The following is a 25,451-nucleotide window of genomic DNA, read 5'->3' on the forward strand; positions in this document are numbered from 1 at the left end:
CAACTGCAGGCATATTGCGCCGTTGCCGGGCGCAGGTCAAACACTATTTACACTGGATGACAGCGCGGTTACCGGGCATGGAGGATCCAGCCGGCGGCCTTCTCGGCGATCATCAGCGTCGGCGAGTTGGTGTTGCCGCTGGTGATGGTCGGCATGACGCCCGCATCCACCACGCGCAGCCCCGCGACCCCGCGTACCCGCAGGCGAGAATCCACCACCGCCATGGGGTCGTCGTCGCGCCCCATCCTGGTGGTGCCCACCGGGTGGAAGATGGTGGTGCCGATATCCCCCGCCAGGCGGGCCAGGTCCTCGTCGCTCTGGTACTCAAGGCCCGGCTTGACCTCCTCGGGCGAATACCTCGCGAAGGCCGGCTGCTCGGCGATGCGCCGCGTGACCCGCAGCGAGTCCGCCGCCACCTTGCGATCCTCCGGGGTGCTCAGGTAGTGGGGGGCGATGGCCGGGGCCTGGCGCGGGTCGGCGCTCTTGATGCGCACCGTGCCGCGGCTGGTCGGGTTGAGGTTGCACACGCTCGCGGTGATCGCCGGGAAGTCGTGCAGCGGCTGGCCGAAGGCCTCCAGGCTCAGCGGCTGGACGTGGTACTCGAGGTTGGGATGCGCGTACTCGTCGGCACTGCGCGTGAAGGCACACAGCTGCGAGGGCGCCATGCTCATGGGGCCGGAGCGCTTGAGCAGGTACTCGAGCCCGATGCCCGCCTTGCCGACCAGCGAGTTGGCCATGGTATTGAGGGTCTTGGCGCCCGTCACCCGATACACCGAGCGGATCTGCAGGTGATCCTGCAGGTTCTCGCCGACCCCCGGCAGGTCATGGATCACCGGGATGTCGTGCTCGCGCAACAGCTCGGCCGGGCCGATGCCGGAGAGCTGCAGCAGCTGGGGCGAGCCGATGGCGCCGGCGGAGAGGATCACCTCGCGGCCGGCCTGCACCGTGATCGCTTTCCCGCCGCGCTCGACGCTCACGCCGGTGCAGCGTGGCGTGTCGCCCCGGCCGGTCTCGCCTCCTCGTTCCAGTTCGAGCCCCAGCACCTGGGTGGAGTGCCACAGGGTGAGGTTGTCGCGCTTCTCGGCCCCGCGGAGGAAGGCCTTGGAGGTGTTCCAGCGCCAGCCCGCGCGCTGGTTGACCTCGAAGTAGTCGACCCCCTCGTTGTCGCCGCGGTTGAAGTCGCGGGTCCGCGGGATGCCGGCCTCCACGGCGGCGGTGGCGAAGTCGTCGAGCACCTGCCACTTGAGGCGCTGCTTCTCCACCCGCCACTCGCCCCCGTGGCCATGGTAGTCGTGGTGGGCCGCGTCGGCATCGCCGCCGGCATCCAGGCGGTGGTGGTCCTCGTGCTTCATGAAGTCGGGCAGGCAGTTCTCCCAGCGCCAGGCGTCGTCACCGGTTGCCTCGGCCCAGCCGTCATAGTCGCGCGACTGGCCGCGGATATAGAGCATGCCGTTGATGCTGGAGCAGCCGCCCAGGGTCTTGCCCCGGGGATAGATCAGCGAGCGGCCGTTGAGCCCGGGGTCCGGCTCGGTGCGGAAGCACCAGTCGGTGCGCGGGTTGTCGATGCAGTAGAGGTAGCCCACCGGGATGTGGATCCAGTGGTAGTTGTCGCGCCCGCCCGCCTCGATCAGCAGCACCCGGTTGGCCGGGTCGGCACTCAGGCGGTTGGCCAGCAGGCAGCCGGCGGTGCCGGCACCCACCACGATATAGTCGAATTCCTGGTCAACCATGGCACGCTCTCGGTGATGACGTCACTCGAGGCTGTTCCGGTGACGACATTACTTCCTCTTCACGTCGTCCCCGGCGCCTCTCGCTCATTCAGTGATCGGCGGCATTACTTGTGGGTCGGCATGGCGAACTCGGAGCCGCCATGTATGGAGTCGGACCAGCGCTGCATGATCGACTTCTGCTTGGTGTAGAAGCGCACGCCCTCCTCGCCGTAGGCGTGGGTGTCGCCGAACAGCGAGCGCTTCCAGCCACCGAAGCCGTGCCAGGCCATGGGCACCGGGATCGGCACGTTGATGCCCACCATGCCGACCTGGATGCGACGCCCGAACTCGCGGGCCACGCTGCCGCTCTCGGTGAAGCAGCTCACGCCGTTGCCGAACTCGTGGTCGTTGATCAGCTGGATGGCGGTGGCGATGTCGGGCACCCGCACGCAGGCCAGCACCGGGCCGAAGATCTCCTCCTTGTAGATGGTCATCTCCGGGGTGACGTGGTCGAACAGCGAGCCGCCCATCCAGAAGCCCTCGGCGCAGTCGTCGCCGGTCCCGGCGGCATCGAAGTCACGGCCATCGACGATGAGTTCGGCGCCCTCGCTCACGCCCTTCTCGATATAGCCGGTGATGCGCTGGTGTGCCTGGGCGGTGACGATGGGCCCCATCTCGGCATCCAGCTCCAGGCCATTCTTGACCTTGAGCGCGCGGGCACGCTCGGCCAGGCGCGGCACCAGCTCGTCGGCCACGTCACCCACCAGCACCGCCACGCTGATCGCCATGCAGCGCTCGCCGGCGGAGCCGTATGCCGCGCCGGTCAGCGCATCCACGGCCTTGTCGAGGTCGGCATCGGGCATCACCACCATGTGGTTCTTGGCCCCGCCCAGGGCCTGGACGCGCTTGCCATGGCGGGCACCCCGCTCGTAGATCAGGTTGGCGATCGGCGTGGAGCCGACGAACGACAGCGCCCTGACGTCGGAATGGTCGAGCAGCGCCTCCACCGAGTCCTTGTCACCCTGCACCACGTTGAAGACGCCATCCGGCAGCCCCGCCTGCTTGAGCAGGTCGGCCATCAGCAGCGAGGCGCTGGGATCCAGGGGACTTGGCTTGAGGATGAAGGTGTTGCCGGCGGCGATGGCGAGGGGGAACATCCACATCGGCACCATGACCGGGAAGTTGAACGGGGTGATACCAGCGACCACGCCCAGCGGCTGACGCATCGTCCAGTTGTCGATACCGGTGCCGACCTGCTCGGTATAGTCGCCCTTGAGCAGCTGCGGGATGCCGCAGGCGAACTCGACGATGTCGATGCCGCGCGCTACCTCGCCCTGGGCATCGGTGAACACCTTGCCATGCTCCAGGGTGATGGCCCGCGCCAGCTCATCCTTGTGCTCATTAAGCAGCTGCAGGAACTTGAACATCACCCGGGCACGCCGAATCGGCGGGGTATCGGCCCAGGCCGGGAAGGCGGCCTGGGCGGCGGCCACCGCCGTGGCCACATCGGCCTGGGAGGCCAGGGCCACCTGGCCGGTCACCCGGCCAGTGGCCGGGTTGGTCACGGCCTGGTGCTGGCCGGACTCACCGGCTGACATTTGCCCGTTGATATAATGCTGGATGCTGGCTGTGCTCATGGCGGCCTCGTCGCGTCGTTGTCGGCATCGGGGATGGACGACCCTAGACTAGCCCGATCGTCACCAGGATCAACTGAGTAATGCAAAACCAGCGTATAAGTTTCGCTGATATCACTCCACGCCGAGGAGGCGACACCGTGCTGAAGTGGGTGCGTCGCGGCGAGCTGGATGTCGGCTTCTTCCTGGCGCCGGCTCGCCACCCTGCCGTGGATCACCACGCCCGAAGACTCCGCCCATCACCGCCTCTTGCACGGCGTGCTCGACCCACTGGGCATCGTGCCCAACGGCGTGGCCCAGGTGGACCAGGAGGCCTGCATGCTCGACCTGGTGCGGGCCGGTGTGGGCCTCAGCCTGGCCCGCGACGCCCTGGCCATGGCCAAGCGCCAGGAGCGCGGCCTGGTGGTCGCCGAAGGCGTGCGCCTGCCCTGCGCGCTGAGTTTCGTCTGGCGCCTCGATCGCGGCGAGGAGGTGGTGATCGTCGAAGCGCTGGAGGTGCTGGCCGGCGTCTGGGGCGCGTTGGCGCCATGACACGTCCACATCAATCATGACACTTCCATACGGGAAAGGAGCGCCCTGATGGCCGATCTCGAGACCTCTCAACTCGTGCTGATCGGGCTGATCTTCGTCTGGAGCGGCTTCGTGCGCACCAGCCTGGGCTTCGGCGGTGCCGTGCTGTCGCTGCCCTTCCTGCTGCTGGTGCGCGACGAGCCGCTGGTCTTCCTGCCGATCATCGCCATCCATCTGCTGATCTTCTCCAGCTGGATCGCCTGGCGCGGCCACCGACAGCTGGTGGCCGACAACGCCGGCCAGGCGCCGAGCGAGGGCAACATCGACTGGGGCTACCTGCTCAGGGCGATGAAGGTGATGATCATCCCCAAGCTGATCGGGGTGGTCGGCCTGCTGACCCTGCCAGGCAACGTGCTGACCAGCATCATCTTCGTCATCGTGATGGTCTATGCGGTCGGCTACGTGCTCGACAAGCCCTTTCGCAGCCATAACCGCTGGATGGACGCGGTATTGCTGGCGCTGGGCGGCTACGTCAGCGGCACCTCGCTGATCGGCGCTCCGCTGATCGTCGCGGTGTTCGCCACCCACGTCGCCGCCCACCAGCTGCGCGATACCCTCTTCGTGCTGTGGTTCATCCTGGTACTGATCAAGATGGTCTCCTTCGTGATCGCCGGCATCGACCTGCAGCTCATCCACCAGCTGTGGCTGCTGCCCTGCGCCCTGGTCGGCCACCTGCTGGGCGAACGCGCCCACCGGCACCTGCTCGCCAGCCGCACCAACCTCTACTTCCGGGTGCTCGGTGGGGTGCTCATCCTGGTCAGCGTGGTGGGGCTCGTCGGCTCGGCAGGGTGAGTCCCAAGGCGCAAGCCTCACGGAGGGCGGCTGCGCCAGATGAATGCCGGATGAACGGGGCGTTAAGGCTGCTGCAAGGCGAGGGGGTGTAAGACGGATCAGGTACCCACCAATGAGGAGTGATCCTGATGAACTGGCTCGATACCGAACACCGCTATGGCGCTGTCTCCCGCGTCCTCCACTGGTCCATGGCTCTGCTGGTGCTGCTGATGCTGGGCAGCGACTGGTGGATGGAGGGTTTCGCGGGCCTCGGCGAGTCCGCCGCGATGGGCTTGCACCAGAGCATCGGGATGGCGCTGCTGGCCCTGCTCGTCTTCCGCCTGGCCTGGCGCGCCGTCAACCGCGGCCGCCCGGCCCCGCCCGCCCACTGGCGCCTGGCCGCGCGGCTCGGCCATCTGGTCCTCTATGCCCTGCTGCTGGTGATCCCGCTCAGCGGCCTGCTCGCGGCCTGGGGCAGCGGCGAAGGCGTTACCGTCTTCGGTGCGCCACTGATCGCGGCGGGTGCCGAGATCGAGTGGCTCGAGGAGGCCTTCGAGGAGACCCACGAGCTGCTCGCCAACCTGCTGTGGTTCGTCATCGCCGGCCATGTGCTCGCCGTGCTGGCCCACCAGTGGTGGCTCGGGGAACGCAGCCTGCAGCGCATGACCTGAACCGCCCGGCACGGAAGGGCCCGGCGCGAAACTATCGCGCCGGGGCGAGGCCCCGGCACCGGCTCAGTCGTCGTGTTCCACCTCGAGCAGCTCGCCGCCGCGGCTCTTGACCTCGAACGCGCGACCATCGGCGTCGCGGCCCTCGATCTCGATGCGGCCATCGCGGTCGACCTGGATCTCCTCGAACTCGGCCAGCCCCTCGGCCACAGCCAAGGCCATCGCCTCGCGAACCTCGGCCTCGCTCATGCCCCAGGCGCCACCCTCGCGGCGCTGGCGCTCCTCCTTGAGGCTCTCGCCGCTTTCCAGCGAGAACCGCACCTCGGCGCGCCACTCGTCGTCGAGCCAGCCCTCCACCGCGAAACGGTCATCGCGCTTGGCCTCGATCTCCCCGAAATGGGTGAAACCGAAGGCGCTGGCCTGGGCCAGGATGTCGTCGAGGCGCTCCGCCGCCAGGCGGCTGTCTTCGGCCTGGGCCAGGGTGGCAACGCTCATCAGGGCGGCCAGGGAACCGGCCAGGATCATCTTGCGTTTCATGGGTCACTCCTTCTTTTACGGGTTGCCCGTCCGTTGTACCGCCACCGACCTTGCCACAGGGTGACACGGCCATTCATGCTGCATTCATGTTCGGCCTGGCACGCTGTGACCATGATGACGAGACGCCTGCCCTCCCCCGCTTCCCGCCTGCGCCTGCCGGTGCTGGCCGCCCTCCTCGTCCTGCTGGCCGCTTCCCCCGCGCCGGCAGACGACTACTGGCGCGACCTCCCCGAAAGGGTGCGCGACGGAAAGCTCGTGCCACTGCCCGAGATCCTCGACTGGCTGGAGGCGCGCTATATCGGTCAGGTATTGGAGGTAGAACTCGAGCGAGATGACGGCCAGTCCGTCTACGAGATCGAGATGCTCGGCCCCCAGGGCCAGGTGGTGGACTTCGCGTTCGATGCCGCCAGTGGCGAGCTGATCGGCATGGAGGGCGTGAACATCAACGGCATGAGGCGCGGGAAATGAAGGTGCTACTGGTGGAGGATGACCGGCCGCTGGCCGAGGCGCTGAGCGAAGCCCTGGGCGACGCCGGCGTGCTGCTGGAGACCGCCGACACCGGCGGCGAAGCGGACTTCCTGGTGCGCACCGAGGCTTACGACGCGGTGATCCTCGACCTGGGCCTGCCCGACGGCGATGGCAGCCGCTGGCTCGCCGAGTGGCGCGAGGACGCCATCGACACGCCGGTGCTGGTGCTCACCGCCCGCACCCGCTGGGCCGACAAGGCCGCCGGCTTCTCGGCCGGGGCCGACGACTATGTCACCAAGCCCTTCGAGACCGCCGAGGTACTGTTCCGGCTGCGCGCCCTGGTGCGGCGCAGCCACGGCCATGCCCATCCGGTGCTCAGGATCGGCGAGCTCGCCTTCGACACCCACGCCGGCAGCGTCACCCTGGCCGGTCGCCCGGTGAGCCTGACCGCCCAGGAGTCGCGCCTGCTGGCCTACCTGGCCCACGCCGCGCCCCGCGTGGTGAGCCGCAGCGAGCTCGCCGAGCACGTCTATGACCGCGACCACGAGCCGGACTCGAACGTCATCGACGTCCAGATCAGCCGGCTGCGCCGCAAGCTGGGCGCGGCCCGCATCCAGACCCACCGTGGCCAGGGCTATCGCCTGGCCGGAGGCGACGAGACGCCATGAGTCGAGTGCGGCGGCTGTCGCTGGCCAGTCGCCTGCTGCTGGCCTCCCTGCTGACCCTCGCGATCGCGCTGCCGCTGGCCGGCGTGGGCCTGACCCAGCACTTCCGCACCACCACCACGGCCGCCTTCGACGAGCGCCTGGCGGCCCTGCTCAACGTGGTCATCGCCGGCCTCGACTGGGACCCGACGCAGCAGCGGCTGGTCCATGAGCGCTCGCTGGGCGACCCGCGCTTCGAGCAGGTCTTCTCCGGCTGGTACTGGCAGATCAGCGACGGCGCCGAGCAGCTGCTGACCTCCCGCTCGCTGTGGGACCAGCGACTGCCCACGCGCCAGCACCGCGAGGTGGTGCTGCGCGACCTGACGGGGCCCCGCGGGACGCCGCTGCGCGTCATCGAGCGCGATATCCGCCTGGCGGCCGTCGACGACCCCCTGCACGTCAGCGTGGCCGTCTCTCGGGAGACGCTGGACGCGGAGCTCGCCCGCTTTGGCGGGCGGGTCACCCTCTTCCTGGTCGGCCTGGGGCTGCTGCTGCTGGCCACCCTGGCCCTTCAGGTGCGCTGGGGCCTGGCCCCGCTGCGCCGAATACAGGCCGACCTGCAGCGCGTGGAGAACGGCGACGCCGAGCGCCTCGATACCCGCCTGTCACCGGAGCTCGCGCGCCTGGCCCGGGCCATGAACGGGGTACTGGACCGCGACCGGCGACTGATGGCCCATGCGCGCCATGCCGCCGGCAACCTGGCACATGCGCTGAAGACCCCGGTGAGCGTGCTGACCACCCTGGCCGACGGCGTCGAGGAGCCGCGACGCAGCCGCCTGCGCGACGAGCTGATGCGCATCGATGCGGCGGTGCGCCACCACCTGGCCCGCGCCTCGGCGGCCGGAGACGCCGGCCTGGCGCCGCGCGTCGACGCCGGCGAGGTGCTCATGCCCATCCTCGCGGGGCTCGGCCGCCTGGCCGAGCGGCGCGGCATCGCCCTCCACCACGACCTGCCATCCGGGATGCGCGTGCGCATGGAGGCCCAGGACCTGCAGGAGCTGGTCGGCAACCTGCTCGACAACGCCCTGCGCTGGGCCGAGAGCCGGGTCGAGATGGACGGCGGCAGCGATGACGGGGGAAGCTGGATGGCGGTCGAGGACGACGGGCCGGGCATGGACGAGGCCCAGCGCCAGGCCGCCCTGGGCCGCGGCGCCCGGCTCGACGAGCAGCACCCGGGCAACGGCCTGGGCCTGGCCATCGTGGCCGACCTGGTGAAGCTCAACGGCGGCCGCCTGGCGCTCGACCGCTCGCGCCTCGGCGGGATGGCGGTACGGGTCTGGCTGCCCGACCGCCCCTTCCAGCCCGCCGGCTGAGGCGACGCGCGCGGCCCGGACCCGCCGGGCGCATTGACAGCCACCCCGCGCGACCGTGCAATGGCAGGGCCGTCCCTTCCATCAGGAGTGCCTCATGCCCCCGCTTCCGCTGCGCTACGGCGCCTACGTGATCAGTCTGCTGGGCCTCGCCGTCAGCCTCATCGGCGTCCTGGAGGCCCCCGGCTGGTGGTGGGGCGTGCTCGGCTTCGGCCTGCTCGTCGCCCTGGGCACCCATGACATCCTCCAGCGCAATCGCACGGTGAGCCGCAACTACCCGATCCTCGCCCACCTGCGCTACAACCTGGAGTCGTTCGGCCCGGAGCTGCGCCAGTACATCATCCAGTCCGACAACGAGGCGATCCCCTTCTCGCGGGAGCAGCGCCGGCTGGTCTACCAGCGCGCCAAGGACATCAGCGACAAGCGCCCCTTCGGCTCGCTCCACGACATGCGCGCCCCCGGCTACGAGTGGATGAGCCCCTCGATGTCGCCGGCCCGCATCGACGACCCGGACTTCCGCACCACCATCGGGGCCGGACGTGGCCGGCCCTACCGGGCCAGCGTGTTCAACATCTCGGCGATGAGCTTCGGGGCGCTCTCCGCCCATGCCATCAGCGCCCTGAACCAGGGGGCGAGGCTCGGCGGCTTCTACCACGACACCGGCGAGGGCGCGATCTCCCCCTACCACCACCATGGCGGCGACCTGGTCTGGGAGATCGGCTCCGGCTACTTCGGCTGTCGTGACGCCCAGGGCCGGTTCGACCCCGAGCGCTTCCGCGAGCAGGCCACCCAGGACGCGGTGAAGATGATCGAGATCAAGATCAGCCAGGGCGCCAAGCCGGGCCACGGCGGCATCCTGCCCGCGGCCAAGGTCACGGCCGAGATCGCCTCGACCCGCGGCGTGCCCATGGGCCAGGACGTGGTCTCCCCCTCCGCCCACTCGGCCTTCTCCACGCCCCGCGAACTGATCCACTTCATCCGCCGGCTGCGCGAGCTCGCCGACGACAAGCCGGTGGGCATCAAGCTGGCCATCGGGCATCCCTGGGAGTGGTTCGCCCTGGTCAAGGCGATGCTGGAGGAGGACGAGCATCCGGACTTCGTGGTGGTCGACGGCGGCGAGGGGGGCACCGGTGCCGCCCCGCTGGAGCTCATCAATCGCCTGGGCATGCCCCTCACCGAGGCCCTGCTGCTGGTGCACAACACCCTGGTAGGCGCCGGGCTGCGTGAGCGGGTCTCCGTCGGGGCCGCCGGCAAGGTGATCAGCGCCTTCGATCTCGCCCGAGCCCTAGCCCTGGGCGCCGACTGGTGCAATGCCGCCCGGGGCTACATGTTCGCCCTGGGCTGCATCCAGGCCCAGACCTGCCACACCGACCGCTGCCCGAGTGGCGTGGCGACCCAGAACCCGTTGCGCGGCAGCCGCCTGGATGTCGACCACAAGTCACGCCGGGTGGAGCGCTTCCACGCCAACACCCTCGCGGCGCTGGCCGAGATGCTGGCCGCCGCGGGCCTCTCCCACCCGCGGGAGCTCGGTCCCGAGCACGTGAGTCACCGGCTCTCCGCCCACGAGGTGAAGAGCTTCGACGAACTCTACGACATCCTCTCCCCGGACGAGCTGCTGCAGGGCGGCGCCTCCCGACATGCCGTGTTCCGCGATTACTGGGACCTCGCCGACCCCGACCATTTCGATCCTCCCGAGGTGGTGGCCAGGCGGCGTCACAGCAAGCTGGTCTAGCGTCAGGACCGGTCCGGCGCCTCGTCGTGCGTCTCGTCGCTGACGGGCGCGTCGGCGCATTCGTGACGGCTCTCCAGCTGGATGGTGGCGTGGTGCAGGCCGTAGCGTTCCATCAGCAGCGAGCGGATCGCCACCAGGGTGGCCTGGCGATCCTCGCCCTCGTCGATGGCCGCATGCAGCGAGACCAGGTGGCGTCCCGGCGTCAGCGACCAGACGTGCACATGATGCACGTTGCAGACCGCCTCGAGCCGCTCGGGAATCTCGCGGCGCAGCCTCGCCGTGTCCAGGCCATCCGGGGCGCCTTCCAGCAGGATATGGCCGGATTCCCGGGTCAGCTTCCAGGCGCTGCGCAGGATCAGCAGCGCCACCAGCACCGAGAGCAGCGGGTCGATGGGCATCCAGCCGGTGGCGAGTATCACCAGGGCCGCGACAATGGCCGCCACCGAGCCCAAGAGATCGCCCAGCACATGCAGCGCGGCCCCGCGGATGTTGAGGTTGTCACGGTCGCCGAAGTGCAGGATGGCGAACACCACCACGTTGACCAGCAGCCCCAGGGCGGCGATCACCAGCATGGTGGTGCCCATCACCGCCATCGGCGAGAGCAGGCGGCGGATCGCCTCGATGAGGATCCACACCACGATGGCGATCAGCGTCAGGCCGTTGACGAAGGCGGCCAGGATCTGCACCCGGTGGTAGCCGAAGCTGCGCTTGTCGTCGGCCGGGCGGCGGCTGATGCGGGCGGCGAACCAGGCCAGCGCCAGGGCCGCGGTGTCGGTGAGCATGTGGCCGGCATCGGCCAGCAGCGCCAGCGAGCCGGAGAGGATGCCGCCCGCCACCTCGGCGACCATGAAGCCGCCGGTGAGCAGGATCGCCCAGAAGAGCCGGCGCTGGCTGTCCTGCCCGGCGTGATGAGTGTGGTGATGCGAATGGTCGTGATCGTGAGCCATGAGCCCTCCCTTGCGGTGGGCACCAGCATAGCATTGGACTTGGCCCGGGGCTGATCCGGCGGCAGACCTGCGGGGAGGCGCTGTAAACCCCTCCATGGGCGCTACCGACGCCATCCCTGGCGTAGGACCTCCCCTTCGGTCTGCCCCCGGCGCCCCTATTATCCGCTCACCACCCGCACGGCCTCGCGGCGCCGCTTGACCTCGTAGGCCACGGCCAGCAGCACGGTGACGAGTATCAGGATCAGCCCCAGGGCATTGACCGCTGGCGTGAGGCCGGTGCGCACCTTGGAGGCGATGTAGACCGTCAGGGTGGTGTCGTAGCCCACCACGAACAGCGAGGTATTGTAGTTCTCGAAGGACTGCAGGAAGGCGATCACCGCCGCCGAGAGGATCGCCGGCTTGAGGTAGGGCAGCAGGATGCGCCGGAACATCTGCCACTGGCTGGCGCCCAGATCCAGGGCGGCGCGCTCCATGGTGCGGTCGAAGCGCTGCAGCCGCGCGGTGACCATCAGCATCACGTAGGCGGCGATGAAGGTGGCCTGGCCGAGCACGGTGAGGAAGATGCCCCCGCCGACCCCGAGCTGGCGCCAGAAGATCAGCGTCGAAATGCCGATGATCACCCCGGGCGTCAGCAGCGGCGAGAGGATCAGCGCATAGAGGAAGGGCTTGGCGCGGCTCTGCACCGTGTTGAGGAACAGCGCGGTGGCGATGCCGATGGGCACCGCCAGGCAGAGCACCCCGACGGCAACGATGGCGCTGTTGCCCAGCGCCTGCCACATGCCGCCGTCGGCGGCGAGCTCGCCGAACCACTTCAGGGTAGTACCGTCCCAGGGGGTCACGGTAGGGAAGCGGCTGTCGTTGAAGGTGGCCGCCGCCATCACCAGCAGCGGCAGGAAGAGGTAGGCGAAGAACACCACCACGTAGACGCGCAGGCCCAGGGCCATCAGTCGCTGTGAGCTCACGCCCGGCCCCCCGTCATTTCGCCTGGTGCCTCATTGCGCGATGTCTCCCAGACCCACCTTGAACACCTTCATGACCAGCGACATGAAGCCGATGCACAGCACCAGCAGCAGGAAGGCGTAGGCCGCCCCCTGGTTCCAGTTGCCGCCCTCGAAGAACCAGTTGTAGATGATCTGGGTGAACCAGCGGCTGCCCGGCGAGCCGAGCAGCGCCGGCACTGCATAGCTGCCCGCCGCCAGCATGAAGGTCATGATGCAGCCGGTGGCGATCCCCGGCTTGGCATGGGGGATGACGATGCGCCGATGGGTGCGCACCGTCCCCGCCCCCAGGTCCCGGGCGGCCCGCACCTGGTTGTCGTCGAGGCTCTCGATGGCGTTGTAGACCGGGAACACCATGAACAGGATATAGGCGTAGACCATGCCCACCATCACCCCGGCGTCGCCGTTGAGGAAGCGGATCGGCCGGTCGATCAGCCCCAGCATCATCAGCACCTCGTTGAGCGGCCCGCGGAAGGCGAGAATGATGAACCACGAGTAGGTACGCAGGATCTCGTTGATCCAGAAGGGAATAATCAGCAGCAGGAGGCACAGCGCCGCCTGCCGCGGGGTGGCCACCTTGGCCAGGTACCAGGCCAGCGGATAGCTCACGCCAAGCGTCAGCAGGGTCACCAGCACGCTGGACCACAGCGTCTTGAAGAAGATCGACCGGTGGATGTCGTTAGCGAACAGGGTGGCGTAGTTGGTCAGCGTCCAGCCGTCCTGTGGCCCGCCGCGCTGGGCCGGCAGCAGGTTGGGACGCAGCGAGTAGTCGATCATCTGCAGCTGCGGCAGGGTGACCATCACGATCAGCCAGATACCCAGCAGCCCGAGGATCGCCATGGCCAGGGGGCCGCCGAAACGCGCGGCGAGCTGCCTAAACATGGCCGGCCTCCACCACCTCGCCGGTCGCCTCGTCGACCCGGGGGCTGCCATCCTCGGGCAGCACCACCGCATCGTCGGGATCATAGCCGAACCTCATGCGACGCCCGGCGACCAGGGCATCCGTGTACTGCCGGGAGATCTCGTGGCCCAGCTGCACCCTGAGCAGGTCGCCGGAGGCGTCCAGGCGCGCCTCCAGCACCACCCAGGCGCCCTCGAAGTGCACCGCCTCCAGGGTGGCTGCGAGGGTCGGACCGGCGCTCCCTTCCTCGACCGGGCGCAGGTGCTCGGGGCGGATGTAGAGCGCCGCATTATCGCCGCGCTCCAGTCGGGACAAGGCCGCGACGCGGCCGGCCAGCTCGCCCAGCGCTCCGCCATCCAGGCGCACCCGCTCGCCCTGGCGCTCGATCAGCGTCGTCTCCAGCCGGTTGTTCTCGCCGACGAAGGCCGCCACGAAGCCGGTGGCTGGTGAACGGTAGAGGGTCACCGGGTCGGCCACCTGCTGGATACGCCCCGCCGACATCACCGCCACCCGGTCGGACATGGTCAGCGCCTCGCCCTGGTCGTGGGTGATGTAGATGAAGGTGATGCCGGTCTTGCGCTGGATCGCCTTGAGCTCGGCGCGCATGTGCTGGCGCAGCTTGAGGTCCAGCGCCGAGAGCGGCTCGTCGAGCAGCAACACCCGCGGCTCCACGGCCAGCGCCCGGGCGATGGCCACCCGCTGCTTCTGGCCACCGGAGAGCTCGCTGATCTGCTTGGGCCCGCTGCCCTCCAGGGCCACCAGCGCCAGCAGGCGTTCGGAGGCCTCGCGGCGCGCCTTGCGGTCGACCCCACGCACCTCCAGGCCGAACTCGATGTTCTCGAACACCGTCATCAGCGGGAAGAGCGCCAGGTTCTGGAAGATCATCGCCGTGGGGCGGCGGTTCACCGGCACCCCGCCCATGGGTTCGCCGCCGATCAGCACCTGGCCCTCACTGGGGGTCAGGAAACCGCTGATCATGTTGAGCAGGGTGGTCTTGCCGCAGCCCGAGGGGCCGAGGAAGCTGAAGAACTCCCCCGAGCCGATCTCGAGCGTCGTCGTGTCGATGGCGGTGAAGTCGCCGAAGCGCATCACCACCTCCTCCAGGCGGACGCTGCCGTCCTCCATGGTCACCTCGCGGTCGGGCATCTCCGTCAGGCGGAGAGGTAGCGGTCCTGGTATTCGTTGCGCAGCGCCACGTACCAGGGTTCCTGGATCGGCCACCACCAGAGGTTGGCCAGATCCTGCTCGGTGTAGGATTCGGTGAAGAAGTTACGTGTCGCCTCGGGCAGCAGCTCCGTGGCGCCCTTGGCGGTAGAGTTGTAGCCGGTGGCCTCGACGAACATCGCGCCGGCCTCGGGGGTGTAGTACCAGTTGATCAGCTCGTAGACGGCGTCGGGATTCCGGGCGTTCTTGGGAATCACGAAGCCCTCCATCCAGGCCAGGGCGCCTTCCTTCGGCGCGCCGTAGGCGATGTCCTCGCCCTCCTGCTGCAGGCGGAAGGCGGTGGAATCCCAGGTTTGGCCGATGATCGCGCCGTTGGTGCGGAAGGCGGCCTGGGCCTCGTTCTCGGTGTTCCAGAACTGCACCAGCATCGACTTGTGCTTGACCGCCTCCTCGAGGATGACCTCGAAATTGGCGCGCATCGCCTCCTCGCTCCTGTAGGAGTCGAGCAGCGGGTGCGGCAGCCGCCCTTCGCGCTCCAGCCACAGGCCGATGCCGACCAGCGCCGAGTGGCCGCGCACCGTGACGCCCTGGCCATGCTCGGGATTCCACAGGTCGGCATAGCTCAGGTTGGCGCGGTCGACGTCGGCGAAGCGGCGGTGCCAGGTGATCGCCTCGGTGCCCCAGTCGCTGGGCGCGAAGTAGCGCTTGCCGTCCACCACCCCACCGGTCTCGGAACCCTCGATGGCGCTGTCCAGGGCACCGCTCCAGTTGATGCGCGACACGTCCAGCGGCTGCACCAGGTTGTAGTCGAGATAGCCCGGCACCCGGTCCACGGTGGGCATGATCACGTCGAAGCCGCTGCCGTCGCTGGCCCGCAGCGAGTTCATCAGCTCGTCGTTGGTGCCGTAGGGCGTGAAGGTGGCCTTGATGCCGGTCTTCTCGGTGAAGTCCGCCAGCATCCGGTCATTGAAGTAGCCTGCCCAGGCATAGATGCGCAGGGTCTGCTCCTGGGCCAGCACCGTGTTGACGTAGAAGGACGGCACGCTGGCAGCGGCCCCGGCGGCCAGGCTGCCTTTGAGGAAACGGCGACGTGTGATCGACATGACGAGCTCTCCATGGTGGGTAGGGCGCACCCCATTATCGCGCGGCGAAGTGACGACGCCATGACCCTCCGATGACGGTTCAGCGTCGACTCAATCAGCGTAGCACCCTATGTAGCACCCTATAGAGAAAGGCCCAGCCGCCGCGTCAGGGAGCCCGGCTCGCCGGGTCGGGGTCACATCACCGGCACGCCGATGAGCACGGGATGCAGGTAGAAGGCGAAGAGGACGTAGGCCACCAGGCCGATCACCACGGTCGCGACGGTGCCGGCCATGCCCGGGGCGGCGATCTCCGGCCGCGGGCGACGACGGGCGGCGCGGAAGTCGAACACGGCCCACAGCAGGAAGGCCCCGAAAAAGACGATGTCGCCCAGCCGGCCGTTGGCCAGCAGGTGGGCGAAGGCCCAGAGCTTCACCGCCAGGATCATCGGATGGCCCAGCTTGGCCTTGAGGTGGTTGCCAGGCACATAGGCCGCCACCAGCAGGATGAAGGCGGGAATCATCAGCAGCGCGACGAGATGGCGCAGGCCACTCAGGGGCTGCCAGACCGATACCGGGTCGAGGCGCATCTGGCCATAACCCCAGATCGCCAGGGCCAGGCCGAGGATCGAGACCACCGAATAGGCCGCCTTCCAGGGCATCTCGCCGATTCGCTGGATCTGGGCGGTTCGCCAGTCGTCGGCCAGGATGCGCACCGAGTGCACGCCGAGAAAGATCAACAGGCCGAGCAGCATCAAAATCATGGTGGAAGTCTCCATCAGGGAAAGGGCAAAGTGGAACGAAACCGCCGCCAGCCTAGTCTGTTGACCTGTTCACGACCAGTGCCGTCGACCGCCACGGCACCCGCGACGCAAAGGATTGCCATGTCCCGAGACACCGCCCCCCTGCCCGAGGTCATCGCCGGACCCATCCTGCGACGCCTGAGCGCGGAGCGCCTGGTGATCTGGCTGGTGGGTTCGCGGCCCCTCGAGCTCGGCCTGATGCTGCACCCCGCCGGACACCCACCGCGCCGCCTGACGCTCAACGCGCGGCGCCTGCAGCGGCTGCCGCTGGGCCGGCATGCCTGGCTGCACCTGATCGACGTGCCCCTCGACACGCCCCTGCCCCGCGGCGTTCGCATCGACTACGACCTGACGATCGCCTCGAACGAGAGCGACGGCGGGGGCGAGCGCGGCATCGCCGACTGGGCGCCACACCTGCTGCACGAGGGCGCCACGCATCCTGGCTTCGTGCTGGCCGACAGCCACCGCCGCCTGCTGCATGGCTCCTGCCGCCGGCCCCACTATGACGGCCCCGACGGTCTGGTGCGTGCCGATGCCTGGCTGGCCGAGCGTCGCGAGGCCCCCGCGGACTGGCCCGCCTGGCTGCTGATGACCGGCGACCAGATCTATGCCGACGACGTCGCCGGTCCACTGCTGGTCGCCATCCACGCGCTGATCCGCCGGCTGGGCCTGTTCGACGAGACCCTGGAAGGCGCCACCGTGGCCGACAGCCAGGCCCTCTACGCCGACCGTGCCACCTACTACCGGCGCGAAGCGCTGCTGCCGGATGCCAAGAGCAGCGAGGACCTGCGCGAGGGCTTTTTCGGCGGGGTGCGCAAGCCGGTCTTCACCTCGGCCAACGCCCACAACCACCTGATGAGCTTCGCCGAGCTCATCGCCATGTACCTGCTGGCCTGGTCGCCGGCGCCCTGGCGGCTGGTCGAGATGAGTGAGCCAACGCTGGACGAGAAGGACGCGGCTCGCTTCGGCGAGGAGCGAGCGGTCATCGCGCGCTTCGCCGAGGGGCTGCCCGCCGCCGCCCGGGTGATGGCCCACCTGCCCTCACTGATGATCTTCGACGACCACGACATCACCGACGACTGGAATCTCACCGCGGACTGGGAGCGCACCGCCTACGGACATCCCTTCTCACGACGCATCATCGGCAATGCCCTGCTCGCCTACCTGCTCTGCCAAGGCTGGGGCAACGACCCGGACCGCCTGGCCGAGCCGCTGGGCAAGGCGGCCGACCTGCTGGCCTCGGCGGCCAGCCGGGAGGGCTGGCTGGCTGCCGGAGAGCAGGACGCCGTCATCGAGCGCCTGCTGCGCTTCCAGGGCTGGGAGGTGGAAGTCGAGGGCGAGCCCAAGCTGGTGGTGCTGGACACCCGCACCCGACGCTGGCGCAGCGAGCGCCACCCGGCTCGCCCCTCGGGCCTGATGGACTGGGAGGCGCTCTCGGAACTGCAGCAGCAGCTCCTCGGGGCCACGTCGGTGGTGATCGTCTCGCCGGCCCCGATGTTCGGCGTCAAGCTGATCGAGGCCATCCAGCGGCTCTTCACCCTGGCCGGCAAGCCGCTGCTGGTCGATGCCGAGAACTGGATGGCCCATCGCGGCACGGCGAGCGTGATGCTCAATATCTTCCGCCACTCCCGCACCCCGGGGCACTACGTGATCCTCTCCGGCGACGTGCACTACTCCTTCGCCTACGACATCCGCATCCGCCAGCGCCGCGAGGGGCCGAGGATCTGGCAGATCACGTCCAGCGGCATCAAGAACGCCTTCCCCGACACCCTGCTCAACTGGTTCGACCGCCTGAACCGCTGGCTCTACGCCCCGCGCTCGCCGCTCAACTGGTTCACCAAGCGCCGGCGCATGCAGATCACCCCGCGCGACCCGGACTGCGCCAAGGCCGGCGAGCGGCTCTGGAACGGCAGCGGCATCGGCCTGGTGGAGCTCGACGAGCTGGGCCGCCCGAGCGACATCCGCCAACTCGATGCCCGCGGCTTCGACGTCACCTTCCCGCCCCCAGAATAAGCCGCCAGCGCTGATATCCATATCACAACAAATGCTTTTAAAGAATAAAAAACGTATTTTATATTCCCATAAGCATTTTCTGTGCAGGGATATTCCGCATGAACCTTCAACAGCTGCGCATCGTGCGAGAAACCGTACGCCAGCACTTCAACCTCACGGAGGCCTCCAACGCGCTCTTCACCTCTCAATCGGGGGCCAGCAAGCACATTCGTGACCTGGAAGAGGAGCTGGGTGTCGAGCTCTTCGAGCGCCGAGGGAAGCGCATCCTGGGACTGACGCAAGCCGGCAGCACCCTGCTTGAGATCATCGAGCGCATCCTGCTGGATGCGGAGAACCTCAAGCGCTCGGCCCAGCAGCTGACCCACGAGGACCAGGGTAACCTGGCCATCGCCACCACCCATACCCAGGCCCGCTATGCGCTGCCGCCGATCATCGCCCGCTTCAAACAGGCCTTTCCCAAGGTTCACCTCGAGCTTCACCAATGCGGGCCCGACGAGATCGTCTCGATGCTCAAGGCGGGCAAGGTGGACATCGGGGTGGCCACCGAGGCCCTGCACGAGCACGGGCAGCTGTTCGCCTGCTTCTCCTTTTACCACTGGTACCACGGGGTAATCGTCCCGGAAGGACACTCGTTGGACGATGGACAGCCGCTGACCCTGCCGCGAATCGCCGCGCATCCCATCGTCACCTATCACGAGGGCTTCACCGGTCGTGGCCGCATCAACCAGGCCTTCGCCGCGGCCGATGTGGTACCCGATATCGTGCTCACGGCGCTGGATGCCGATGTCATCAAGACCTATGTCGAACTGGGGCTTGGCGTGGGGCTGATCGCTTCGATGGCCTATCACGAAGATCGCGACCGGGGGCTGAGGCTGCTCGACGCCAGCGAGCTGCTCCCGCGCAACACCACCTACCTGGCCCTGCGCCGGGGACATTTCCTGCGCAGCTTCGCCTACCACTTCCTGCAGTTCTGCCGAGACGACCTGGATGAGGCCACCGTCCAGCAGGTGCTGGCCGGCACCCCTGGCTAATTCATAAAAAGAATAAACAATCCGTTTTTAATTCGTTCTAGTGGCGTGAGAGGCGGCAGTAGGGTGGACCACACCATCAACGCATACGGAGTTCATCTCATGCCGCTGACGCTTTCCTCACCGTACCGTCTCAGCCTGGCGCTGATAGCCACCGCCTCGGCGCTGGCCGTCCTTGCCCCCGGCGGGCAAGCCCATGCCAAGGACGTCGAGATTCTCAACGTCTCCTACGACCCGACCCGAGAACTCTATCGAGAGTACAACGACTGGTTCAGCGACTACTGGAAGGAGCAGACCGGCGACGATGTCACCGTCCGCCAGTCTCATGGGGGGGCCGGCTCCCAGGCGAGGGCCGTGCTGGATGGCCTCGAGGCGGATGTCGTGACTCTGGCGCTGGCCTACGACATCGATCAGTTCCACGAGCGTGCCGACTTGATCCCGGCCGACTGGCAGTCGCGCCTGCCCAATAACAGCGCCCCCTACACCTCGACCATCGTGCTGCTGGTCCGCGATGGTAACCCGAAGAATATCCAGGACTGGGACGACCTGACCCGCGATGACGTCGAGGTCATCACGCCCAACCCCAAGACCTCCGGCGGCGCACGCTGGAACTACCTGGCGGCCTGGGGCTATGCGCTGGACAAGTTCGACGGCGATGAGCAAAAGACCTTCGAGTTCGTGCGTGACATCTACAAGAACGTGCCGGTGCTCGACTCAGGGGCTCGCGGCTCCACCAACACCTTCGTCCAGCGCGGCATCGGCGACGTGCTGCTGGCCTGGGAGAACGAGGCCTTTCTGGCGACAGAACAGCTCGGCAAAGGAGAGTTCGAGATCGTGGTGCCGTCGGTGAGCATCCTCGCCGAACCGCCCGTAACGGTGATCGACAAGAACGTCGAGGCGCATGGCACCCGCGAGGTGGCAACGGCGTACCTCGAGCAGCTCTATACCGATGACGCACAGCGCCTGGCTGGCAAGCACTTCTATCGGCCCGCCGACCCCGAGATCGCCAAGGAATTCGAGGACCAGTTCCCCGATGTCGAGCGCTTCACCGTCGATGAGATATTCGGCGGCTGGACCAACGCCCAGGAGACCCACTTCAACGATGGTGGCCGCTTCGACGATATCCTGCAGCAGGTCGGTAACCCAACCGACTGAGCATGTTGGGTGATGTCTCCCCCGGGCCTCGCGCCCGGGGTTTTTTGGGTAACCGACTCTTGGATAAACGACTCATGGATAAACGACGAGCCTGACTATGCCGATCCTCAACCAACCTCGCAGCGTGATCCCGGGCTTCGGCCTGACCATGGGGTTCTCGCTGTTCTATCTCGGCCTGATCTTCCTGATCCCTGTGGCCGGTCTGCTGGTCTTTACCGCCACCATGAGCTGGGCGGACTTCTGGTCGGCGATCAGCCATCCCCAGGTGGTGGCCTCCTATAAGCTCTCCTTCGGTGCCTCATTGGCAGGCGCTGCCATCAACCTGGTCTTCGGGATGCTGGTGGCCTGGGTGCTGGTGCGCTACACCTTCCCCGGCAAGCGGATCATCGATGCCCTGGTCGATCTCCCCTTCGCCCTGCCGACGGCAGTGGCGGGGATTTCCCTGGTGACCCTCTACGCCACTACTGGCTGGGTGGGGCAGTACCTGAACGTCTTCGGCATCAAGGTCGCCTATACCCAGCTCGGTGTGGTCATCGCCCTGACCTATATCGGTCTGCCCTTCGTGGTGCGCACCGTGCAGCCGGTGCTGGAGGATCTCGAGGCGGAACTCGAGGAAGCCTCGGCCAGCCTGGGAGCGAGCCGTTTCACCACCATTCGCCGGGTAATTCTCCCTGCCCTGCTGCCGGCGGCCTTGACCGGCTTCGCCCTGGCCTTCGCCCGCGCCCTGGGCGAGTACGGCTCGGTGGTGTTCATCTCCGGCAACCTGCCCTATCGCACCGAGATTACACCGCTGCTGATCGTCGCCAAGATCGAGCAGTTCGACTATCACGGCGCCGCCGCCATCGGCAGCGTGATGCTGCTCGCCGCCTTCCTGCTCTTGCTGCTGATCAATGGCCTGCAGTGGTGGGCCTCGCGGCGCCGTTAAGGAATTCGTTTCATGACCTCATCAAGTCTCTCATCATCGGTATCCCACACCACTCTGGTCGCGCACTGGCGTCGTGCCACCGAGGAGCCGGTCTGGCTGCAACGCTGCCTGATCGCCGTGGCCCTGACCTTTCTCGGCCTGTTTCTGGTATTGCCACTGATCGTGGTGCTCTACAGCGCCTTCAGCCAGGGCATCGATGCCTGGCAAGCGGCGATCACCGAACCCGACGCCCTGGCGGCCATCCGCCTGACGCTCCTGGTGGTCGTCATCGCGGTACCCGCCAACCTGGTATTCGGCGTGGCCACTGCCTGGGCGGTGGCCAAGTTCGAGTTCCGCGGCAAGTCGGTGCTGATTTCGCTGATCGATATGCCGTTCGCCATCTCCCCCGTGGTCGTCGGCCTGATCTTCGTGGTGATGTTCGGCTCCCAGGGCTGGCTCGGCCCCTGGCTATCGGAACACGACCTGAAGATTCTCTATGCGGTGCCGGGCATCGTCATCGTCATCGTCTTCGGTACGCTGCCCTTCGTGGCTCGCGAGCTGATTCCGCTGATGCAGCAGCAGGGCAAGGAAGAAGAAGAGGCGTCGCTGACCCTGGGGGCCAGCGGCTGGAAGACCTTCTGGCACGTCACCCTGCCTAACATCAAATGGGGGCTGATCTACGGCGTGATCCTCTGTAACGCTCGCGCCATGGGCGAGTTTGGTGCCGTCGCGGTGGTATCGGGCCGCATTCGCGGCGAGACCAACACCCTGCCGCTGCATATCGAGGTGCTCTACAACGAGTACCAGTTCACCGCCGCCTTCGCCGTGTCCTCACTGCTGACCGGCCTGGCGCTGGTCACCATCGCCATCAAGAGCTTTGTCGAATGGCACGACGAGCGCCGACAGCGCCTCGCCGCCGAATGAGCCCGACTCCCTGAATCAACGAGAACGCCATGAGCATCGAGATCGATCACGTCAACAAGCACTTCGGTGACTTCATCGCCGTCGACAACGTCAGCCTGACCTTCCGCGATGGTGAGCTCACCGCCCTGCTCGGGCCATCGGGGTCGGGCAAGACCACCCTGCTGCGCGTCATCGCCGGTCTGGAACAACCCGATACCGGGCGGATCCGCTTCCACGGCGAAGATACGACCGACCTGCATGTCAGCAAGCGCAGCGTCGGCTTCGTCTTCCAGCACTATGCGTTGTTCAAGCACATGACGGTGTTCCAGAACGTCGCCTACGGGCTCACCGTCAAGCCGCGACGCCAACGTCCCAGCAAGGCCGAGATCAAGCGCAAGGTGATGGAGCTGCTGGAGCTCGTTCAGCTCGACTGGACCGCCCACCGCTACCCCCATCAGCTCTCCGGCGGCCAACGCCAGCGCATCGCCCTGGCCCGCGCGCTGGCGGTGGAGCCCAAGGTGTTGCTGCTCGACGAGCCCTTCGGTGCCCTGGATGCCAAGGTGCGTGCCGAGTTGCGCCGCTGGCTGCGCCGTCTGCATGACGAGATCCACGTCACCAGCGTCTTCGTCACCCATGACCAGGAGGAGGCCCTGGAGGTCTCGGACCGGGTGGTGGTAATGAACCAGGGCCGCGTGGAGCAGGATGGCTCGCCGGAAGAGGTCTACGACCATCCGGCCAACCCGTTCGTCTATCAGTTCCTCGGCAACGTCAACCTCTTCCATGCTCGCGTCCACGACGGCGTGGCGCGTATCGGTGACGTTCACCTGCCCGCACCGGAGTACGAGGGCTACCGCGATGAGCCGGGGCAAGCCTATGTGCGCCCCCACGAGATCGAGGTCTTCTCCGATCGCAATCACGACGGCGCCCTTCACGCCAAGGTCGAGTTGGTCTCGGTGGTCGGACCCACGGTGCGCCTCGAGCTGCGCACCGACAACAGCGAGGACCTGGTTCACGCCGAACTGCCCAAGCACCGCTTCCGGGAACTGGGCCTGGCCCAGGGCGGCGATGCCTGGATTCGGCCCATTCATAGCCGGGTCTTCCTGCCCGACTCGCGGGTGGCCAATGGCTGACCGCATTTCGAAGTTCGAGAGCTACTACTGGCTCCAGGCGTGCCACCAGCTTTGCCACCGCCTGAGGCAGCGAGGTGGTCGACGATGCCGGGCACCTCAACCCGGCGTCCGGTCATCGGGAGTGGGAAGAGGGTTTCTTGCTGCTCCCACTTGTTGCTCCCATGGCTTGCCCAGATTGTGGTGGTACCAGGTGCTTCGGCCCATAGCGTATGCAGCATCTTCTATGCGCGATGATCCTCCAGCACGTCTACTAGCAGGCGGCCGCTGACCAGCGTCGGCTCGATCTGCGACACGCGGCCCAGATCACCGGGTGTGTCGAGGCCCGGCCACCAGACGGTCATACCGGCGGCATGCGCCTCGCGGTTCCACTGAGTGAGCCGAGGCCAGTGCTCACGCCCCTGGCGTGCCAGGCGCAGAGCGTGGGGTTCCGGCGTCACCCACCCCACGCCGCTGTCGCTCAGCAGGCGCCAGGCGGTCGGTGGTGCATCCACCGGGACACCCTGAGCCAGCAGCGGATAGCCGTGACGCTGGAAACTCTCGGCGGCCTCCCGGGCATGAGCGTCGCTGAGCAGGCGCAGGGCACTCAGGCGCAGCACCGCCTGCCGGGGGTGCAAGCCAAGACGCGCCAGCAGCGCCTCGAAGACCGCTCCGTGGGAGGCTTCCACGGCCTGGAGATGGCGCCAGTGAACGTCGACCACCAACGGCGCGGCATCGACGCCATGGCGTGAGAGATGGTGCAGCGCATGCAGCACGCGCAGGAAGCGGTCGAGGAAAATCACGTCCTCGCGATCCCAGGAGAAGAAATAGAGCGGATCCGTCGTCTCCTGAGCGCTGTGCGGTTCCACAAGTTGAATGCGGCTCTCATGGGCCACTGACCTGAGCCCGGCGAGCTCCAGAATAGGCTGCTGGCGGGGCCGCACGTGTTTGCCCGCCACGTCGGCCGACACCTGGTTGTTCTCATAGCGGAATCGGGCATGCCGGCGCAGGCTAGCTTGTGGGTTGAAAGCGTCGAGATGGGCATTGAAGTAGTCGATCACTCGAGTCAGGGGCATGCTGGCACTCCTCAGCAGTAAACGGGTCCGGCGCCCCTCGGCTGACCGAGGGGCGCCACACTAGGCGGCTGGATGCTCAGTGCACCAGGCCCCAGCGCTTGACGGTGATGCGTTCCAGGGTATTGAAGATCAGGTTCTCCACCAGCAGGCCGATCAGGATTACCACCACCAGCCCGGCGAAGACATTGTCGGTATAGAGTTCGTTGCGGTTCTGGAAGATATACCAGCCGAGCCCGCCCTCCCCGGATGAGGCGCCGAACACCAGCTCGGCGGCGATCAGGGTGCGCCAGGCGAAGGCCCAACCGATGCGCAATCCAGCCAACAGGGCCGGCAGCGCGGCGGGGATCAGGATATGGGCCACATAGCGCAGGCCGCGCAGGCCGTAGTTGCGACCCGCCATCCGCAGCGTTTCGGAAACGCCCTGGAAGCCCTGGTGGATGTTCACCGCCATGGCCCACAGCACCGAGTGCACCAGCACGAATACCAGGCTGGCCTCGCCAAGGCCGAACCACAGCAGTGCCAGGGGCAACAGGGCGATGGCCGGCAGCGGGCTGAACATGGACGTCAGGCTGCTTAGCAGGTCGCGCCCCAGGCGGGTAGATACCGCCAGGGTCGTGAGGGCCAATGCCAGCACCGTACCCAGAGCGTAGCCCTTGAGCAGCACCGACAGCGACACCGCGCTGCGTTGGATCAAGGTGCCGGAGGCCAGGCCTTGCCACAGGGCAGCGGCGGTATCGCGGGCACCGGGCAGCAGCAGCGGATTAGCCTGATAGCGGGCGGCCAGCTCCCACAACCCGACCAGGGCCAGCAGGATCGCCAGCTTCCTCACCACGCTCAGATCCCAAGCTCGCTGCCAGAGCGTAAGCGCTCCACGAAACCCACCTGTTGCGGCCTGAGTTAGACCGGTAGAGTCTCTTTCCAGCGCCAGGGGAGCAGCGTGCCGAGGTCGTCATCCTCGCCGAGTGTCGGCAGGATCTCGAACACGAACTGCAGGTACTCGTAGGGCGAGAGGCCGTTGGCCTTGGCCGTCTCGATCAGGCTGTAGATCGTCGCGCTGGCCTGGGCACCGCTCGGTGTGTGGCTGAACAGCCAGTTCTTGCGATTATGCGCAGCTGCGCATAATAAGAATTATGCCCAGTTCCCGATTATGCACAATTACCGTAAGCGCTCCACCAACCCCACCTGTTGCGGCCTGAGTTAGACCGGTAGGGTGTCTTTCCAGCGCCAGGGCAGCAGCGTGTCGAGATCGTCATCCTCGCCAAGCGTCGGCA

At 67.3% G+C, this 25,451-nt stretch carries 23 protein-coding genes and 2 pseudogenes; 13 read left to right on the top strand and 12 right to left on the bottom strand.

The genetic code is table 11. The features are described from left to right. Window positions 1-68: 68 nt before the first annotated feature. Both OP498_RS16405 and OP498_RS16410 read right to left on the bottom strand, forming a co-directional pair. Entirely contained in the window at window positions 69-1,730 is a 1,662-nt protein-coding gene (locus OP498_RS16405; protein WP_280554442.1) for a GMC family oxidoreductase N-terminal domain-containing protein, read from the bottom strand. 104 nt (window positions 1,731-1,834) lie between these two features. After that, a complete protein-coding gene (locus OP498_RS16410) occupies window positions 1,835-3,346 on the bottom strand; it encodes a CoA-acylating methylmalonate-semialdehyde dehydrogenase (RefSeq protein WP_280547450.1) in 1,512 nt (503 codons plus the stop codon). 168 nt (window positions 3,347-3,514) lie between these two features. Between OP498_RS16410 and OP498_RS16415 the strand changes: the two are divergent. From OP498_RS16415 to OP498_RS16425, 3 genes and pseudogenes are all read left to right on the top strand, one after another. Continuing rightward, window positions 3,515-3,874: pseudogene (locus tag OP498_RS16415) on the top strand (LysR substrate-binding domain-containing protein); the annotation flags it as partial. Between the two features lie 48 nt (window positions 3,875-3,922). Beyond that, window positions 3,923-4,705, top strand: a complete 783-nt coding sequence (locus tag OP498_RS16420; RefSeq protein WP_280554445.1) for a sulfite exporter TauE/SafE family protein — start codon at window positions 3,923-3,925, stop codon at window positions 4,703-4,705. Window positions 4,706-4,833: 128 nt separating this feature from the next. Next, window positions 4,834-5,355: a cytochrome b gene (locus tag OP498_RS16425; protein WP_280554446.1), complete on the top strand. Its 522-nt coding sequence runs from the start codon at window positions 4,834-4,836 to the stop codon at window positions 5,353-5,355. 63 nt (window positions 5,356-5,418) lie between these two features. On the opposite strand, the gene OP498_RS16430 is transcribed toward OP498_RS16425, so the two are convergent. Beyond that, a complete protein-coding gene (locus OP498_RS16430; RefSeq protein ID WP_280554447.1) occupies window positions 5,419-5,889 on the bottom strand; it encodes a PepSY domain-containing protein in 471 nt (156 codons plus the stop codon). 111 nt (window positions 5,890-6,000) lie between these two features. Here OP498_RS16430 and OP498_RS16435 point away from each other — a divergent pair, with 111 nt between their 5' ends. From OP498_RS16435 to OP498_RS16450, 4 genes are all read left to right on the top strand, one after another. After that, entirely contained in the window at window positions 6,001-6,357 is a 357-nt protein-coding gene (locus OP498_RS16435) for a PepSY domain-containing protein (protein WP_280547456.1), read from the top strand. Next, the gene (locus OP498_RS16440; protein ID WP_280547458.1) at window positions 6,354-7,025 is read left to right on the top strand and encodes a response regulator transcription factor; all 672 of its coding nucleotides are present in this window, start codon (window positions 6,354-6,356) and stop codon (window positions 7,023-7,025) included. The genes OP498_RS16435 and OP498_RS16440 overlap by 4 nt, the downstream gene beginning before the upstream one ends. Next, window positions 7,022-8,374, top strand: coding sequence for an ATP-binding protein (locus OP498_RS16445; protein ID WP_280554449.1), 1,353 nt, complete (start codon window positions 7,022-7,024; stop codon window positions 8,372-8,374). Before OP498_RS16440 ends, OP498_RS16445 begins: the two co-directional genes overlap by 4 nt. Window positions 8,375-8,468: 94 nt before the next feature. Next, on the top strand, window positions 8,469-10,103 hold the full coding sequence (locus OP498_RS16450) for an FMN-binding glutamate synthase family protein (protein WP_280547462.1): 1,635 nt from the start codon (window positions 8,469-8,471) through the stop codon (window positions 10,101-10,103). Between the two features lie 2 nt (window positions 10,104-10,105). On the opposite strand, the gene OP498_RS16455 is transcribed toward OP498_RS16450, so the two are convergent. From OP498_RS16455 to OP498_RS16480, 6 genes are all read right to left on the bottom strand, one after another. Continuing rightward, window positions 10,106-11,050 (bottom strand): cation diffusion facilitator family transporter, encoded by a 945-nt coding sequence (locus OP498_RS16455; protein ID WP_280547463.1) that lies wholly within the window; start codon window positions 11,048-11,050, stop codon window positions 10,106-10,108. A 158-nt stretch (window positions 11,051-11,208) separates the two neighbouring features. Next, window positions 11,209-12,012: an ABC transporter permease gene (locus OP498_RS16460; RefSeq protein WP_280547464.1), complete on the bottom strand. Its 804-nt coding sequence runs from the start codon at window positions 12,010-12,012 to the stop codon at window positions 11,209-11,211. A gap of 30 nt (window positions 12,013-12,042) precedes the next feature. Next, on the bottom strand, window positions 12,043-12,930 hold the full coding sequence (locus OP498_RS16465) for an ABC transporter permease (protein ID WP_280547465.1): 888 nt from the start codon (window positions 12,928-12,930) through the stop codon (window positions 12,043-12,045). After that, entirely contained in the window at window positions 12,923-14,095 is a 1,173-nt protein-coding gene (locus OP498_RS16470) for an ABC transporter ATP-binding protein (protein WP_280554450.1), read from the bottom strand. The genes OP498_RS16465 and OP498_RS16470 overlap by 8 nt, the downstream gene beginning before the upstream one ends. A gap of 5 nt (window positions 14,096-14,100) precedes the next feature. Beyond that, a complete protein-coding gene (locus tag OP498_RS16475) occupies window positions 14,101-15,216 on the bottom strand; it encodes an extracellular solute-binding protein (RefSeq protein ID WP_280547468.1) in 1,116 nt (371 codons plus the stop codon). A gap of 173 nt (window positions 15,217-15,389) precedes the next feature. Next, window positions 15,390-15,956: an NnrU family protein gene (locus OP498_RS16480; protein ID WP_280547470.1), complete on the bottom strand. Its 567-nt coding sequence runs from the start codon at window positions 15,954-15,956 to the stop codon at window positions 15,390-15,392. A 120-nt stretch (window positions 15,957-16,076) separates the two neighbouring features. On the opposite strand from OP498_RS16480, the gene OP498_RS16485 reads away from it, so the two are divergent. The 6 genes from OP498_RS16485 (at window position 16,077) to OP498_RS16510 (ending at window position 23,128) form a co-directional block, all read left to right on the top strand. Then, window positions 16,077-18,008: an alkaline phosphatase D family protein gene (locus OP498_RS16485; RefSeq protein WP_280547471.1), complete on the top strand. Its 1,932-nt coding sequence runs from the start codon at window positions 16,077-16,079 to the stop codon at window positions 18,006-18,008. Between the two features lie 98 nt (window positions 18,009-18,106). Further along, entirely contained in the window at window positions 18,107-19,039 is a 933-nt protein-coding gene (locus OP498_RS16490; RefSeq protein ID WP_280547473.1) for a CysB family HTH-type transcriptional regulator, read from the top strand. Between the two features lie 99 nt (window positions 19,040-19,138). Then, window positions 19,139-20,191 (top strand): sulfate ABC transporter substrate-binding protein, encoded by a 1,053-nt coding sequence (locus OP498_RS16495; RefSeq protein ID WP_280547474.1) that lies wholly within the window; start codon window positions 19,139-19,141, stop codon window positions 20,189-20,191. 97 nt (window positions 20,192-20,288) lie between these two features. After that, a complete protein-coding gene (gene cysT / locus OP498_RS16500) occupies window positions 20,289-21,116 on the top strand; it encodes a sulfate ABC transporter permease subunit CysT (protein ID WP_280547476.1) in 828 nt (275 codons plus the stop codon). A gap of 12 nt (window positions 21,117-21,128) precedes the next feature. Continuing rightward, window positions 21,129-22,019 (top strand): sulfate ABC transporter permease subunit CysW, encoded by an 891-nt coding sequence (cysW, locus tag OP498_RS16505; protein WP_280547478.1) that lies wholly within the window; start codon window positions 21,129-21,131, stop codon window positions 22,017-22,019. Between the two features lie 29 nt (window positions 22,020-22,048). Continuing rightward, complete coding sequence (locus OP498_RS16510) at window positions 22,049-23,128, top strand: sulfate ABC transporter ATP-binding protein (RefSeq protein WP_280547480.1); 1,080 nt, start codon at window positions 22,049-22,051, stop codon at window positions 23,126-23,128. A 221-nt stretch (window positions 23,129-23,349) separates the two neighbouring features. On the opposite strand, the gene OP498_RS16515 is transcribed toward OP498_RS16510, so the two are convergent. From OP498_RS16515 to OP498_RS16525, 3 genes and pseudogenes are all read right to left on the bottom strand, one after another. Continuing rightward, window positions 23,350-24,180 (bottom strand): hypothetical protein, encoded by an 831-nt coding sequence (locus OP498_RS16515; protein ID WP_280547481.1) that lies wholly within the window; start codon window positions 24,178-24,180, stop codon window positions 23,350-23,352. Window positions 24,181-24,256: 76 nt separating this feature from the next. Further along, window positions 24,257-25,012 carry an ABC transporter permease subunit gene (locus OP498_RS16520; RefSeq protein WP_280554452.1) on the bottom strand — a complete coding sequence of 252 codons (756 nt, stop codon included), beginning with the start codon at window positions 25,010-25,012 and terminating at the stop codon, window positions 24,257-24,259. Between the two features lie 65 nt (window positions 25,013-25,077). Continuing rightward, a pseudogene (locus OP498_RS16525) lies at window positions 25,078-25,281 on the bottom strand (transposase domain-containing protein); the annotation flags it as partial. Window positions 25,282-25,451 lie beyond the last annotated feature (170 nt).

This window comes from Halomonas sp. 25-S5 (assembly GCF_029889845.1).
Taxonomy (GTDB): Bacteria; Pseudomonadota; Gammaproteobacteria; order Pseudomonadales; family Halomonadaceae; genus Halomonas.

Excerpts from the sequence above, each read along its gene's own strand:
- OP498_RS16405 (WP_280554442.1), bottom strand. The coding sequence starts at position 1,730 with ATGGTTGACCAGGAATTCGACTATATCGTGGTGGGTGCCGGCACCGCC.
- OP498_RS16410 (WP_280547450.1), bottom strand. The coding sequence starts at position 3,346 with ATGAGCACAGCCAGCATCCAGCATTATATCAACGGGCAAATGTCAGCC.
- OP498_RS16420 (WP_280554445.1), top strand. The coding sequence starts at position 3,923 with ATGGCCGATCTCGAGACCTCTCAACTCGTGCTGATCGGGCTGATCTTC.
- OP498_RS16425 (WP_280554446.1), top strand. The coding sequence starts at position 4,834 with ATGAACTGGCTCGATACCGAACACCGCTATGGCGCTGTCTCCCGCGTC.
- OP498_RS16430 (WP_280554447.1), bottom strand. The coding sequence starts at position 5,889 with ATGAAACGCAAGATGATCCTGGCCGGTTCCCTGGCCGCCCTGATGAGC.
- OP498_RS16435 (WP_280547456.1), top strand. The coding sequence starts at position 6,001 with ATGATGACGAGACGCCTGCCCTCCCCCGCTTCCCGCCTGCGCCTGCCG.
- OP498_RS16440 (WP_280547458.1), top strand. The coding sequence starts at position 6,354 with ATGAAGGTGCTACTGGTGGAGGATGACCGGCCGCTGGCCGAGGCGCTG.
- OP498_RS16445 (WP_280554449.1), top strand. The coding sequence starts at position 7,022 with ATGAGTCGAGTGCGGCGGCTGTCGCTGGCCAGTCGCCTGCTGCTGGCC.
- OP498_RS16450 (WP_280547462.1), top strand. The coding sequence starts at position 8,469 with ATGCCCCCGCTTCCGCTGCGCTACGGCGCCTACGTGATCAGTCTGCTG.
- OP498_RS16455 (WP_280547463.1), bottom strand. The coding sequence starts at position 11,050 with ATGGCTCACGATCACGACCATTCGCATCACCACACTCATCACGCCGGG.
- OP498_RS16465 (WP_280547465.1), bottom strand. The coding sequence starts at position 12,930 with ATGTTTAGGCAGCTCGCCGCGCGTTTCGGCGGCCCCCTGGCCATGGCG.
- OP498_RS16470 (WP_280554450.1), bottom strand. The coding sequence starts at position 14,095 with ATGCCCGACCGCGAGGTGACCATGGAGGACGGCAGCGTCCGCCTGGAG.
- OP498_RS16475 (WP_280547468.1), bottom strand. The coding sequence starts at position 15,216 with ATGTCGATCACACGTCGCCGTTTCCTCAAAGGCAGCCTGGCCGCCGGG.
- OP498_RS16480 (WP_280547470.1), bottom strand. The coding sequence starts at position 15,956 with ATGATTTTGATGCTGCTCGGCCTGTTGATCTTTCTCGGCGTGCACTCG.
- OP498_RS16485 (WP_280547471.1), top strand. The coding sequence starts at position 16,077 with ATGTCCCGAGACACCGCCCCCCTGCCCGAGGTCATCGCCGGACCCATC.
- OP498_RS16490 (WP_280547473.1), top strand. The coding sequence starts at position 18,107 with ATGAACCTTCAACAGCTGCGCATCGTGCGAGAAACCGTACGCCAGCAC.
- OP498_RS16495 (WP_280547474.1), top strand. The coding sequence starts at position 19,139 with ATGCCGCTGACGCTTTCCTCACCGTACCGTCTCAGCCTGGCGCTGATA.
- cysT (WP_280547476.1), top strand. The coding sequence starts at position 20,289 with ATGCCGATCCTCAACCAACCTCGCAGCGTGATCCCGGGCTTCGGCCTG.
- cysW (WP_280547478.1), top strand. The coding sequence starts at position 21,129 with ATGACCTCATCAAGTCTCTCATCATCGGTATCCCACACCACTCTGGTC.
- OP498_RS16510 (WP_280547480.1), top strand. The coding sequence starts at position 22,049 with ATGAGCATCGAGATCGATCACGTCAACAAGCACTTCGGTGACTTCATC.
- OP498_RS16515 (WP_280547481.1), bottom strand. The coding sequence starts at position 24,180 with ATGCCCCTGACTCGAGTGATCGACTACTTCAATGCCCATCTCGACGCT.